This window comes from Bacillus sp. GZB (assembly GCF_001975995.1).
GTDB classification, from domain to species: Bacteria; Bacillota; Bacilli; order Bacillales; family Bacillaceae; genus Bacillus; species Bacillus velezensis.
Window position 1 is genome coordinate 235486 of sequence record NZ_MTQG01000010.1, and the last position, 13814, is coordinate 249299.

Consider the following 13814-nt stretch of genomic DNA (forward strand, 5'->3'; position numbering starts at 1 on the left):
ACATGCAGCATGAAAAGTCTCTTGAATTTATGCAGATCGCGATGAAATACCTGCCGGAAGCAAAGGCGGAGCTTGAGAAATCCGGCATAGATCTGTCTATGGAAATGATTCAGCCGTTTATGGACCTGTTTACATCGGTCATGGCGGAAGCGTATGAGCTTGGCAGATCTGATGCCGGGGAGCTGAATAAATAAAGAGAGCCACTTTTCATGAAGTGGCTTTTCACATGATTTTTTTCTTTATAGCGGACACCATCGGCGCGAAGTCTTTAAATACGGGCTTTAATTGATCCAGAGAGTTCATGATGGACCCCAGCTGATTCATCACGTGGTTGTAATCGATCTCTTCTTCGTTTTCAGCCTGAGGCTGCTCAGGGGTTTCTTCCGGTTCTTTATCCCGGTCTCTGGAATCGCCGAACATCATTTTGGAGAAAATATCCATAGTGAAGCCTCCTTTCGTCTTCCTTTTATTCTATGAGGAGCAGCGTCCGATAGTTTAGACGAATATATTGCCAACAGAAAAAAAATAGGGTAGAATTAGTACCTGATACTAATAATTGATCATAACTAATTAGTTTTAAATTCATTATAAAAAAGGAGTCTTTTCCAATGAAAGCTGGAATTCTTGGCGTCGGCCGTTACATCCCGGAAAAAGTGCTGACAAATCATGATCTTGAACAAATGGTAGATACATCGGACGAGTGGATTCGTACGAGAACAGGTATAGAAGAAAGAAGAATCGCCGCGGAAGATATGTATTCATCCGGCATGGCCGCTGAGGCTGCGCAAAAAGCGCTTGATCAGGCCGGCATTTCCGCTGAGGAGCTTGATATGATCCTCGTGGCGACGGTTACTCCTGACCAGTCTTTCCCGACCGTTTCCTGTATGATACAAGAGAAGCTCGGGGCCAAAAAAGCGTGCGCGATGGATATCAGCGCCGCATGTGCGGGTTTTATGTACGGTATCGTAACCGCCAAACAATTCATTGAATCGCAAACATACAAACATGTCCTCGTGGTCGGCGTGGAAAAGCTTTCAAGCATTACCGACTGGGACGACCGCAATACGGCTGTGCTGTTCGGAGACGGAGCCGGAGCGGCGGTCATCGGACCGGTCAGCGACGACAGAGGCATACTGTCATTTGAGCTCGGAGCAGACGGTACAGGCGGCCAGCACTTGTACTTAGATGAAAAAGGGCATACAATCATGCATGGAAGAGAAGTATTCAAATTCGCCGTCCGGCAAATGGGTGAATCGAGTGTAAATGTCATTGAAAAAGCCGGCCTCTCCAAAGAGGACGTAGACTTTTTGATTCCGCATCAGGCAAACATCCGCATCATGGAAGCGGCACGGGAACGTTTGGAGCTTCCGGTTGAAAAGATGTCTAAAACAGTCCATAAATATGGAAACACATCCGCAGCATCCATTCCGATTTCATTAGTAGAGGAACTGGAAGCAGGCAAAATTAAAGACGGCGACGTCATCGTCATGGTCGGTTTCGGCGGAGGATTGACATGGGGCGCCATAGCAATACGCTGGGGACGATAAAAAAAGTGAGGTGCACACAAGATGAGTAAAAAAAGAGTAGTCGTTACAGGGCTTGGAGCCCTGTCTCCGCTTGGCAACGACGCCGAAACAAGCTGGAAAAATGCAATCGGCGGCGTATCCGGAATCGGACCGATCACACGTGTGGAATCGGACGAGTATCCGGCGAAAGTAGCTGCTGAACTGAAAGATTTCAATATTGAAAATCACATGGATAAAAAAGAAGCGCGAAAAATGGACCGCTTCACGCAATACGCTGTCGTAGCCGCGAAAATGGCCGTTCAAGATGCTGGTCTTAACATCACAGACGAGATCGCGCCGAGAGTCGGCGTTTGGGTCGGGTCCGGAATCGGCGGTCTTGAAACGCTTGAATCCCAATTCGAAATCTTCCTGACAAAAGGGCCGAGAAGGGTCAGCCCGTTCTTTGTTCCGATGATGATTCCTGATATGGCGACAGGCCAAATCTCAATCGCTCTCGGAGCAAAAGGAGTCAACTCCTGTACGGTGACGGCATGTGCGACGGGAACGAACTCTATCGGTGACGCGTTTAAAGTCATTCAGCGCGGCGATGCCGATGCGATGATTACGGGCGGAACAGAAGCGCCGCTGACAAGAATGTCATTTGCAGGCTTCAGTGCAAACAAAGCCCTTTCTACAAATCCTGATCCGAAAACGGCAAGCCGCCCGTTTGATAAAAACCGTGACGGCTTTGTCATGGGAGAAGGCGCGGGGATCATCGTGCTTGAAGAGCTGGAGCATGCCCTTGCCCGCGGTGCGAAAATCTACGGGGAAATTGTCGGCTACGGCTCAACGGGTGACGCCTACCATATTACCGCGCCTGCCCAAGACGGGGAAGGCGGTGCGAGAGCGATGCAGGAAGCAATCAAAGATGCGGGCATCAAGCCTGAAGAAATTGACTACATCAACGCTCACGGCACAAGCACGTACTACAATGATAAATACGAGACAAAAGCCATTAAGACCGTTTTCGGTGATCATGCGTACAAGCTTGCCGTAAGTTCGACAAAATCAATGACGGGTCATTTGTTAGGCGCTGCCGGAGGAATTGAAGCAATCTTCTCCGTCATGGCCATTAAAGACGGCATTATCCCGCCGACGATTAACATCGAAACACCTGATGAAGAGTGTGATTTAGATTATGTACCGGACAAAGCGCGCGAGCAGGATGTCAACGTCGTTCTCAGCAACTCGCTCGGCTTCGGCGGACATAATGCCACTTTGATCTTTAAAAAATATCAATAATACAGTTTTGACCGGCTGCCTGAAAAAGGTGGCCGGTTTTTTTGTGCGTGCATATGATAACAACAAGAGGAGGCGAACCGGTATGAGCGTCAAGCAGACATATCAATGGATGGAAAAGGCGGCATCCGTAAATGATCTGGCCCCGCATCTTTTGCCGCTTTTTTCAGGGGCCGATAAGAAAGAGTGGAAGCCGATACTCGGGATGCTGCAAAACCACGGCATGTTCCGCCATTTGAAGGATGGCGTCAGGACCAGTAAACGGCTGAAAGAAAAAGGATGCTACAGTCATATTCAAAAGGAGGAAGCCTATTTAAAGGAGAAGTGGAACGGGCCGGACGTGCCGATCGTAGTTTTGCCCGTCGATGAACGAAACCGGAAAATCCGTCAGGAATTCGGATCAAAATCCGGTCTGGCCTTTCGGGACAAAATGTTCCTCTTTCTATCGTCGGATAGTTCCAATTCAGCTGTATCCGCCCTTATGACACATGAATATAATCACGTCTGCCGGTTAGAACATGTGACAAAGGACGAAAAAGATGAGACATTTCTTGATACAATCATGATGGAGGGGCTGGCAGAATATGCTGTATATGAGCGGTTCGGCTCAAGTCTTACGGCGGAATGGACGTCATACTATACGCCTGAGCAGCTTGATTTTCTGTTTGAAAAAAGAGTCAAGCCGAACCTCCGCTTAACGAGAGACAGCAGAATGTTTTCCCAGCTGTTATACGGAAAAGGATACTTCCCCTCAATGCTCGGCTATGCTGTCGGATTCAATATAGTAAAAAAATATTTAACCGACCATCAAAAAACAGTAAAAGAAGCATTGGCCATCCCTTCAAAAACCTTTCTGGAGGCAACGCATTAATAGATTAAAAGAATGGAAATTATTTAAGGATATTACATTTATCCTAAAAAATTCTTGCTTTTGTAATAATGATGTAATAATATACAACTATAAAATTTTTCGACTATTCTATATTTTGTGATAGCGAAACGTATGTTTCCCTCTGCTTCAGCGGAATGAGAAAGGGGCGTATCATGAGCACACTATTAGAAGTGAATAATTTAAAGACCTATTTTTTCAGAAAGAAACAGCCGATCCCCGCAGTCGACGGGGTTGATTTTCACATTAACAAAGGCGAAACCGTCGCTCTTGTAGGAGAATCCGGCTCGGGCAAAAGCATCACCTCGCTTTCTATTATGGGACTTGTCCAAGGCTCGGGCGGAAAAATTATGGACGGCTCGATTAAGCTTGAAGGCAGGGACCTGGCCTCCTTCACCGAAAACGAATATTGCAAAATCCGCGGAAATGACGTCTCTATGATCTTTCAGGAGCCCATGACTTCCCTGAATCCGGTGCTGACCATCGGCGAACAAATTACCGAAGTGCTTGAATACCATAAAAAAATGAATAAAAGAGAAGCGGCTAAAAAAGCCGTTGAGCTTCTGGAACTCGTCGGATTCTCCAGAGCGGAACAAGTGATGAAAGAATATCCGCACCGTCTTTCCGGAGGGATGAGACAGAGGGTGATGATCGCCATCGCGCTCAGCTGCAATCCGAAGCTTCTGATCGCTGATGAGCCGACGACGGCGCTTGATGTGACGATACAAGCCCAAGTATTGGAGCTGATGAAAGACCTCTGCAAAAAATTCGATACTTCCATTCTGCTGATCACTCACGATTTAGGTGTGGTTTCCGAAGCCGCCGACAGGGTGATCGTGATGTACTGCGGACAAGTCGTAGAGAGCGCGAGTGTGGAGGACTTATTTTTAAACCCTCTTCATCCGTATACTGAAGGGCTGTTAAACTCCATACCGGTGATAGATGGAGAGATTGATACATTAAAAGCGATCAAAGGCAGTGTCCCGACACCGGATAATCTTCCGGAAGGCTGCCGATTCGCCCCGAGGTGTTCAAAAGTGATGGACAAATGCAAAACAGGGCAGCCGGAGCTGATAACGCATGAAAGCGGCCGTTCTGTAAGATGTTTTTTATATGAGGAAGAGGGTGCCCAATCAAAATGACAGCTGCAGGCCAAGAAACGATTTTAGAGCTGAAAGACGTAAAAAAATATTTCCCGATCCGCTCCGGTTTTTTTCAAAGGAAAGTCGGTGATATAAAGGCTGTTGACGGCGTTTCTTTTTCACTGAAGCGCGGGGAGACGCTCGGCATCGTCGGTGAATCAGGATGCGGCAAATCAACGGCGGGAAGGACGATGATCCGTTTATACAAGCCGACAGACGGCCGAATTCTTTTTAAGGGTCAGGATATCTCAGGCTTATCTGAAGAAAAGCTGAGAAAAAGCGTCCGCAAAAACATCCAGATGGTCTTCCAAGATCCCTTCGCATCCCTTAACCCGAGGAAAACGCTGCGTTCAATTATTAAAGAGCCGTTCCAGACTCACCATATGTACAGCATGAGCGAGCGGAACGAGCGAGTGGAGGAGCTGCTGGCGAAAGTCGGCCTTCATCCGAGCTTTGCAAACCGCTATCCGCATGAATTTTCCGGGGGGCAGCGCCAGCGGATCGGGATTGCGCGGGCTCTGACGTTGAATCCCGAGCTGATTATTGCGGATGAACCCGTTTCCGCACTCGATGTCTCCATTCAGGCCCAGGTCATCAATCTGATGGAAGAACTGCAGGAAGAATTCAACCTGACCTATTTGTTTATTTCTCATGATTTGAGTGTTGTCCGCCATATCAGCGACAGAGTCGGCGTCATGTATCTGGGAAAAATGATGGAGCTGACCGATAAACACGAGCTGTACGGCAATCCGCTTCACCCTTATACGCAAGCGCTTTTGTCTTCAGTGCCCGTCACGAGAAAAAAAGACGCCGTCAAGCGGGAACGAATCATCCTGAAAGGAGAACTGCCAAGCCCGGCAAACCCGCCGAAAGGCTGCGTGTTCCACACGCGGTGCCCAATGGCCAAACCGATCTGCAAGGAACAAATCCCGGCATTTGAAGAAGCCGCTCCCGGCCATTACGTCGCCTGCCATTTATATGCCTGAAATGACAAGCATCGAGAGGGGGTATGCCGGATTACATAACCAGTTTGCTGCATATATATCACAAAGGGGGAATTGATATGAAATTACGTAAAAGCGCACTGATGATGCTAAGTGTTTTTATGGCGCTCGCCATCTTCCTGTCCGCCTGCTCCGGCTCAAAATCCACAAGCACCGAATCCAAACCGGCAGGAAAACCGCAAAAAGGCGGAGATTTGGTTGTCGGGTCAACCGGGGAACCCACACTTTTTAATCCACTTTATTCTACCGATGTTGCAAGTTCTGATATTGAAGGAATGATTTACAGCACATTATTGGAAACTGATGAGAAATTAAACGTCAAGCCGTCGCTGGCTGAAAAAGTAACAGAAGCTGACGGGGGATTAACGTATGATGTAAAACTGAAAAAAGGCGTTAAATTCCATGATGGAAAAGAGCTGACGGCCGATGATGTTGTTTTCACCTACAGCATCCCTCTTAACAAAGATTACAACGGTGAGCGTGGCTCGGGTTTTGAGTCCCTTAAATCCGTAACGAAAAAAGGAAAATATGAAATTCAGTTTAAAATGAAGAAAAAAGATGCCTATTTCTATAATGTCGTTCTCGACAGTTACGGCATTTTGCCTAAACATATATTGGGTAAGGTCCCGGTTGCTGATCTGGGAGAGAATGAATTTAACCGTAAAAATCCAATCGGCTCCGGTCCGTTTAAGTTTGTTGAGTGGAAAAAGGGCGAGTACGTCAAACTGGAAGCAAATGATGATTACTTTGGCGGCAGACCTTACCTTGATACAGTGACAGTAAAAACAATACCTGATTCTAACGCTGCCGTGGCTCAGTTAAAAGCGGGGGATATTGATTTCTTCGTTGTGCCGGGCACAGATTTTGATACGGTTAAAACGTTTGGAAATGTGAAGGTCAAATCTGATCTTGGCTTAAACTACAGCTATATCGGCTGGAATGAGAAAAAAGAGATCTTTAAGGACAAAAAAGTGCGTCAGGCATTGACTTACGCTCTTGACAGGCAGGCAATGGTGGATCAAGTGCTGAACGGAGACGGTAAGGTAGCAGATGTTCCTGAGAGTCCGCTGTCATGGAATTATCCGAAGTCTAAAGTGCCGACATTTGATTATAATCCGAAGAAAGCAAAGCAGCTGCTAAAAGAAGCCGGATGGGAAGACCATGACGGTGACGGCTACCTTGATAAAGACGGAAAAAAATTCTCGTTTGAAATTAAAACGAACCAAGGCAATAAAATTCGTGAAGATTTAGCTGTTGTCGTTCAGCAGCAACTAAAAGAAGTGGGAATTGAGGCTAAACCGCGAATTGTTGAATTCAGTGCGTTAATTGAACAGACAAGTGCCCCTAATTGGGATTATGACGCTCTTCTTCTCGGATGGAGTCTTGCAACGTTCCCGGATCAGTTCTCTATCTTCCATTCAAGCCAATCGAAAAACGGGCTGAATAATATCTGGTATAAAAACCCGAAAGTCGACAAGCTGCTTGAAGAAGCGAAGACAATTACAGACAGAAAAGAATACCAAAAGAAATATGAAGAGATATACAAATTGATTGCTGAAGATCAGCCGTACAGCTTCTTATTCTATTACAATTACCACAGAGCGATGCCGAATAATTTACAAGGCTATGTATTCCACCCTAAAAATGACTTGTACAATATTGAAAAATGGTGGCTGGATCAAAAATAGCAAAAGCCCTGGAGAGGGAAGGAGGTTCCTTTCCTCTCTTATCCTATTTAAAAAGGGGACAAGAATATGGTTACATATATTTTACGGCGAACATTAATGTCCTTGCCGATTCTCTTAGGCATTACAATTTTGTCGTTTGCCATCATGAAAGCAGCGCCGGGAGATCCGATGTCACTTATGATGGACCCTACAATCAGTCAAGCGGACAGGGAGAAATTCATTGAAAAATACGGGTTGAATGATCCGGAACCTGTTCAATATGTGAAATGGCTGGGGAATATGCTGCAAGGGGATTTCGGGACTTCTATCGTCAAGAAAGGCACTCCAGTTTCTGAACTTATTTTATCCCGTTTACCGAATACGATTGTGCTAATGCTTTTCTCAACCCTTGTCGCTCTTCTTATTTCTATTCCATTTGGCGTTCTGTCAGCGAAGCGTCCTTATTCAAAATTGGACTACGGGATAACTGTTACTTCATTTTTAGGGCTTGCCATACCGAATTTTTGGTTCGGTTTGCTTTTAATCATGGTTTTATCTGTAAATCTGGGGTGGTTTCCCACTGGCGGAGTAAGCACTTTGAATGCTGACTTTAACATATTTGACCGATTGCATCACTTGATTCTGCCTGCTTTTGTGCTCGCCACGGCAGACATGGCAGGGATAACGAGATACACAAGATCCAGTATGCTTGATGTGTTAAAACAGGATTATATACGAACGGCGCGTGCGAAAGGATTCCGAGATAATAAAGTGATTTTTAAACACGGTTTGAGAAACGGACTTCTTCCTGTCATCACTATTTTTGGTCTGATGATACCGTCATTTATCGGGGGAGCGGTAGTGGTAGAACAGATTTTTACTTGGCCGGGTCTCGGCAAATTGTTTATTGATTCAGCCTTTTCGCGGGATTATCCGGTTATCATGGCCATGACAGTCATTTCAGCTGTTTTGGTTGTAGTGGGGAATTTAATTGCGGACATCTTATATGCGCTGGTTGATCCCCGCATTGAATATTAACAAAGAGAGGTGAGAGTCAAATGTTACAGCCAAATACCGGCACACCCCCCAGCGAAGTAAAATTAAAGGAAAATATTCAATCCAAACCGGAAACAATGACGAAGATTTTTTTCGAAAAGTTCTTTCAAAATAAACTAGCTGTAATCGGAGCCGTTATATTAACCATCATCATCTTGTCAGCCTTATTCGCTTCGGTAATCGCTCCTTACTCTCCGGAGAGTCAATCTCTTATCAATCGTTTGAAGCCGCCGAGCTTAAAACATCTAATGGGAACTGATAAATTCGGAAGAGACATCTTTACGAGGGTTCTGTACGGGGCGCGCGTCTCCTTGCTTGTCGGATTCGCTTCTGTGATCGGCGCGATTACAATCGGGACAGTTGTCGGAGCCGTTGCCGGATATTTTAAAGGGATTGTCGATGCCGTTCTCATGAGAACCGTTGATATCGTATTATCCATACCTGATATATTTTTGCTTATTACACTTGTTACGATTTTTCAGCCCGGAATGGATAAATTAATTTTAATTTTCTCCCTTACAGGCTGGACAACAACGGCACGTCTTGTCCGAGGGGAGTTTTTATCGCTTCGTTCCAGAGAGTTTGTATTAGCTGCAAAGACGATCGGTACAAAAAATCATCACATCATCTTTTCTCATATATTGCCGAATGCGCTCGGACCGATTATTGTCTCAGCCACATTAAAGGTGGGAACGGTTATTTTGGCGGAATCTACATTAAGTTATCTCGGTTTCGGGATTCAGCCGCCGATCGCAAGCTGGGGCAATATGCTTCAGGATGCACAGAACTTTACGCTTATGATTCAGGCTTGGTGGTATCCGTTATTCCCGGGTTTGTTGATCCTTCTTACCGTATTGTGCTTTAACTTTGTCGGAGACGGGCTGCGTGATGCGCTTGATCCGAAAAATGTGAAATGATCTCCCGGACGGAACGGGAGATTTTTTTGTTGCAATGCAGTCGGAAATCCAGCTCCGTATTGCGGAAATCTCATATTAAAATGGAATAATTTATCTACCCCTTGCCTATACTGTGGACAACAGTTTTTATAAAGTGAGGGGTCGAATATGTTATTTCTTCATGATGTATGGGTCAATTGGTTTGAAGGGGAAGAAAACGGCTACAATGTATGCCATTTTCACGAATGGCGGAAGGAAGACACGGTTGAGCTTTTGGATCAGACGCCGCTGCTCAGAGTGCCGTCGGTATTATTTCATTACATAGAAAACGACTTATCAGAGCTTCCGAAAGAGCTGCTTGACCAAGTCCACCAAAAGTCATACGTGCGAAAAAATCATGAGCGGACAAAGCTGGAGTACTGTTTTGTCGTGACAGACGGGATCGGCATCATTGCCGTGGATACGATCGGATATACCATTCCGGTCAGAAAGAGCCGCCTGATTCCGAGACAGGAGCAGCTTGTTTATGAAATGGTAAAGGATGTAGAACCGGAATCGTTTCAATTTGTGCCGGCGCAATTGGAGTCTTCAAAGGAATATCACATTTTGTCATTGGCGCCGGAGCACGTCAGAGGGCTGACGAGAAAAGAGCGGCAGATCAAGCAGCTGATGTTTATGGCGCTCGACCAGCTGAAAGGGCTGAAAAACCGTGCGGAAATTGTGTATTGGTACACGGAATGGAATCCGCATATGTATGAGCAGATCAAACGGATGAGCTTTGAAGAGATCTGGGACATGCTTTACAATGAAACAATTGAAGGCTGGTCGGATAAACATCTTGCGTTCTGTGAAAATTTGATTAAAGGGCAGCCGTTTTTCGAAAAGCTTTGGGAAATGGAGCAGGAATCAAAAGTGAACTAAAAAAAGAGGCGGGAGAATCCCCGCCTCTTTTCTTTATCTTCTTTTCCGTCCGAGACCCATGGCGTTTTCCATTTTCTTCACCATTTTGCCGGCCGTTTTGTTTGCGCGCGCCGCTCCTTCGTCGAGAATGCGGTCAAGCTCGTCGCTCTCAATTAATTCACGGTAGCGCTCTTGGATCGGTGTCAATGCGCCGATAACGACTTCGGCTAAATCGCTTTTGAATTCACCGTACCCTTTGCCTTCATATTTAGCTTCTAATTCTTCAATTGATGTGTTTCCTAAAATAGAATAGATCGTCAAAAGATTAGAAACACCCGGTTTGTTTTCTTTATCATACTTTACAATGCCTTCAGAATCAGTCACGGCGCTCTTGATTTTCTTCTCGAGCTGCTTCGGCTCATCAAGCAGCGTGATAAATGCCTTTTGGTTCGGATCTGATTTGCTCATTTTTTTGAGCGGATCAGCCAGTGACATGATGCGCGCGCCTGATTCAGGAATTTTCACCTCAGGAATCGTGAAGATGTCATTGTATTTTTTATTAAAGCGTTCCGCCAGGTTGCGGGTCAGTTCAAGATGCTGTTTTTGATCTTCTCCGACCGGAACAAGATCCGTTCCGTACAGTAAAATATCGCCGGCCATCAGCGGCGGATAGGTTAACAGTCCTGACACGACGGCTTCTTTGCCCTTTGACTTATCTTTAAATTGCGTCATCCGCTCAAGCTCGCCGATATATGCGACGCATTGGAGCATCCACCCCGCCTGGGCATGAGCGGGAACCTCCGACTGGATAAAGAGGGTCGCTTTCTCGGGGTCAAGTCCGACGGCCACGTAAAGAGCCGCGAGATTGCGAATGTTCTTCCGCAGTTCAAGCCGATCCTGCGGAACCGTAATCGCATGCTGATCGACAATGCAGAAGTAGCCGTTGTAGTCATGCTGCAAATCGACAAATTGTTTCATTGCGCCGATGTAGTTGCCGAGGGTAACGGAACCGCTCGGCTGAATGCCAGAAAAAATCGTTTTCTTCATAGTTCTTACCTCATTTCTTAAAACATAATAAAAAAAGCCCATTCTTCCCGTAGAAAAAAGGGACGAATGAACCGTGGTGCCACCCTGATTATTCCATTACAATGGAATCGCTCGAGACGTTGGTAACGGAGGCTGCTCCGGCTGGGCCTACTAACGTTCGGTCAGCTGCTCAGAAGTCCATTCCACATTGCCCGTTACCTGCTCCCAGCACCGCAGACTCTCTTCAAACGGGTGAAAATGTGTACTATTCTTCATCATCGCAATCACAACAAATGTATTTGATTGATCTATTATAAATCAATTATAGCCAAATGTCATCAGAGGAATACAAGCTTATTTCCAGTTTGCTTAAGGGATGGAAATCCTCAAAAAGAACTGAAAATGCTTAAATGATAACGTATATCAACATTTCGTATAACGAATATTATATGTAAAAAGCAATATGAACTGGAAATTGCAATAAAAAAATTTAGTTAGGTCATGCTTTAAACTATAGAAGTGTATCACCTTTTTGACAGAAAAACTGACCAAATTTAAATATTTTAAATTGAGAAAATAGTATTGCAATAAATTATTCATTTCATTATAATGAACTTGTTCACTCTATTGTTACAGCTTCTTTACATAAAATAATCAGAAAAGACGGAACACAATTAAAGTTTAGAAAAATATTAAGTTATTTTGTCTGATATTTCTGAGTATTTAGTAGTAAAGGCTGAAAAATTTGATTAGGGGGTTAGTGCATGAAAAAGCGTTGGTCTATTGTAGGTTTGATGCTTATCTTTTCGCTTGTATTAAGTGCGTGCGGCGGATTCAGCGGTGGATCAGGCGGCGGTAAAAAAGACACCAAAGGACAGACTTCACTTAATATCAATATTAAAACCGAGCCGTTCTCACTGCATCCGGGTTTAGCGAATGATTCCGTGTCAGGAGGCGTAATCCGACAGACTTTTGAAGGATTGACACGCGTAAACTCCAAAGGTGAGCCTGAAGAAGGAATGGCATCTAAAATTGAAACAAGTAAAGACGGAAAGACCTATACATTTACGATTCGTGACGGTGCGAAATGGTCTAACGGCGACCCTGTGACGGCGCAGGATTTTGAATATGCGTGGAAATGGGCGCTTGACCCGAACAACGAATCACAATACGCTTATCAGCTCTACTACATCAAAGGCGCTGAAGCTGCCAATACAGGAAAAGGCAAAATTGATGATGTAGGCGTAAAAGCCGTAAATGACAAAACATTAAAGGTTGAACTGAATAACCCGACACCTTATTTCACGCAATTAACTTCATTCTATACGTATATGCCGGTCAACAAGAAAATTGCGGAAAAACATAAAAACTGGAACACAAACGCGGGCGAAAATTATGTGTCAAACGGCCCGTTCAAAATGACGGCCTGGAAACACAGCGGTTCCATCACGCTCGAAAAGAACGATCAATATTGGGATAAAGACGCTGTGAAATTGAAGAAAATCAACATGGTGATGATTAACAATAACAACACCGAACTGAAAAAATTCCAGGCCGGTGAGCTTGACTGGGCAGGAATGCCGCTCGGCCAGCTTCCGACTGAATCTCTGCCGACATTGAAAAAAGACGGATCTCTTCATGTTGAACCGATCGCAGGCGTGTATTGGTACAAATTCAACACCGAAGAGAAACCGCTGAACAATGTCAACATCCGTAAAGCCCTTGCTTATGCGATCGACCGCTCGTCCATCGTGAAAAATGTAACGCAGGGCGAACAAATCCCGGCCATGGCTGCGGTGCCGCCGTCAATGAAGGGATTCAAGGATAACACAAAAGGTTATTTCAAAGACAATGACGTCAAATCAGCTAAAGAATTCTTAAATAAAGGACTGAAGGAATTAGGCGTTAAGAATGCCTCTGACCTTCCGGCGATCAAACTGTCCTTTAATACAGATGACGCGCATGCGAAAATCGCGCAGGCCGTACAGGAAATGTGGAAAAAGAACTTGGGCGTCAAAGTTGAGCTTGATAACTCCGAATGGAATGTTTACATCGACAAGCTGCACAGCCAGAACTACCAAATCGGGCGTATGGGCTGGCTCGGCGATTTCAACGATCCGATCAACTTCCTTGAATTGTTCCGTGATAAAGAAGGCGGAAACAATGATACCGGATGGGAAGATCCTGAGTTTAAAAAGCTGCTGAACCAATCTCAACTTGAAACGGATCCGGATAAACGTATCGAAGAGCTGAAAAAAGCAGAAAAGATCTTTATTGACGCAATGCCGGTCGCGCCAGTTTATTTCTATACGGATCCTTGGGTGCAGGATAAAAACCTCAAAAATGTGATCTTGACAGGAACAGGCGAAGTTTACTTCAGAAACGCTTCTTTTGAATAAAAGACGGTTCTGAAAACAAAAGACCCAAGGT

13 protein-coding genes and 1 other annotated feature are annotated in these 13814 nt (G+C 45.2%); of the genes, 11 read left to right on the forward strand and 2 right to left on the reverse strand.

What is annotated here, in order from left to right:
- The first annotated feature begins 2 nt into the window (after positions 1-2).
- Positions 3-194, forward strand: coding sequence for a ComZ family protein (locus BXO87_RS01410; protein WP_003155061.1), 192 nt, complete (start codon positions 3-5; stop codon positions 192-194).
- 28 nt (positions 195-222) lie between these two features.
- Here BXO87_RS01410 and BXO87_RS01415 read toward each other — a convergent pair whose 3' ends face one another.
- Positions 223-441: a hypothetical protein gene (locus BXO87_RS01415; RefSeq protein ID WP_007610579.1), complete on the reverse strand. Its 219-nt coding sequence runs from the start codon at positions 439-441 to the stop codon at positions 223-225.
- A gap of 167 nt (positions 442-608) precedes the next feature.
- On the opposite strand from BXO87_RS01415, the gene BXO87_RS01420 reads away from it, so the two are divergent.
- The 9 genes from BXO87_RS01420 to BXO87_RS01460 all read left to right on the forward strand — a co-directional run bounded on the left by BXO87_RS01420 (position 609) and on the right by BXO87_RS01460 (position 10379).
- Positions 609-1547: a beta-ketoacyl-ACP synthase III gene (locus BXO87_RS01420; protein WP_007409122.1), complete on the forward strand. Its 939-nt coding sequence runs from the start codon at positions 609-611 to the stop codon at positions 1545-1547.
- A 21-nt stretch (positions 1548-1568) separates the two neighbouring features.
- Positions 1569-2807, forward strand: a complete 1239-nt coding sequence (fabF, locus tag BXO87_RS01425) for a beta-ketoacyl-ACP synthase II (RefSeq protein ID WP_007610580.1) — start codon at positions 1569-1571, stop codon at positions 2805-2807.
- An 82-nt stretch (positions 2808-2889) separates the two neighbouring features.
- On the forward strand, positions 2890-3675 hold the full coding sequence (locus BXO87_RS01430; protein ID WP_029325951.1) for a DUF2268 domain-containing putative Zn-dependent protease: 786 nt from the start codon (positions 2890-2892) through the stop codon (positions 3673-3675).
- A gap of 173 nt (positions 3676-3848) precedes the next feature.
- Complete coding sequence (locus BXO87_RS01435; RefSeq protein WP_038457614.1) at positions 3849-4835, forward strand: ABC transporter ATP-binding protein; 987 nt, start codon at positions 3849-3851, stop codon at positions 4833-4835.
- Positions 4832-5821 carry an ABC transporter ATP-binding protein gene (locus tag BXO87_RS01440; protein ID WP_007610590.1) on the forward strand — a complete coding sequence of 330 codons (990 nt, stop codon included), beginning with the start codon at positions 4832-4834 and terminating at the stop codon, positions 5819-5821. Before BXO87_RS01435 ends, BXO87_RS01440 begins: the two co-directional genes overlap by 4 nt.
- A gap of 77 nt (positions 5822-5898) precedes the next feature.
- On the forward strand, positions 5899-7527 hold the full coding sequence (locus tag BXO87_RS01445; RefSeq protein ID WP_038457617.1) for a peptide-binding protein: 1629 nt from the start codon (positions 5899-5901) through the stop codon (positions 7525-7527).
- Positions 7528-7593: 66 nt separating this feature from the next.
- Complete coding sequence (locus tag BXO87_RS01450; RefSeq protein WP_038457619.1) at positions 7594-8544, forward strand: ABC transporter permease; 951 nt, start codon at positions 7594-7596, stop codon at positions 8542-8544.
- Between the two features lie 20 nt (positions 8545-8564).
- A complete protein-coding gene (gene opp4C, locus BXO87_RS01455; protein ID WP_007409117.1) occupies positions 8565-9479 on the forward strand; it encodes an oligopeptide ABC transporter permease in 915 nt (304 codons plus the stop codon).
- A 147-nt stretch (positions 9480-9626) separates the two neighbouring features.
- Positions 9627-10379: a YjbA family protein gene (locus tag BXO87_RS01460; RefSeq protein ID WP_038457621.1), complete on the forward strand. Its 753-nt coding sequence runs from the start codon at positions 9627-9629 to the stop codon at positions 10377-10379.
- 33 nt (positions 10380-10412) lie between these two features.
- Here BXO87_RS01460 and trpS read toward each other — a convergent pair whose 3' ends face one another.
- Positions 10413-11405, reverse strand: coding sequence for a tryptophan--tRNA ligase (gene trpS / locus BXO87_RS01465; protein ID WP_038457622.1), 993 nt, complete (start codon positions 11403-11405; stop codon positions 10413-10415).
- Between the two features lie 55 nt (positions 11406-11460).
- Positions 11461-11672 (reverse strand) — a binding site (T-box leader).
- 476 nt (positions 11673-12148) lie between these two features.
- On the opposite strand from trpS, the gene BXO87_RS01475 reads away from it, so the two are divergent.
- Positions 12149-13783 (forward strand): peptide ABC transporter substrate-binding protein, encoded by a 1635-nt coding sequence (locus tag BXO87_RS01475; RefSeq protein WP_038457623.1) that lies wholly within the window; start codon positions 12149-12151, stop codon positions 13781-13783.
- Positions 13784-13814: the final 31 nt, after the last annotated feature.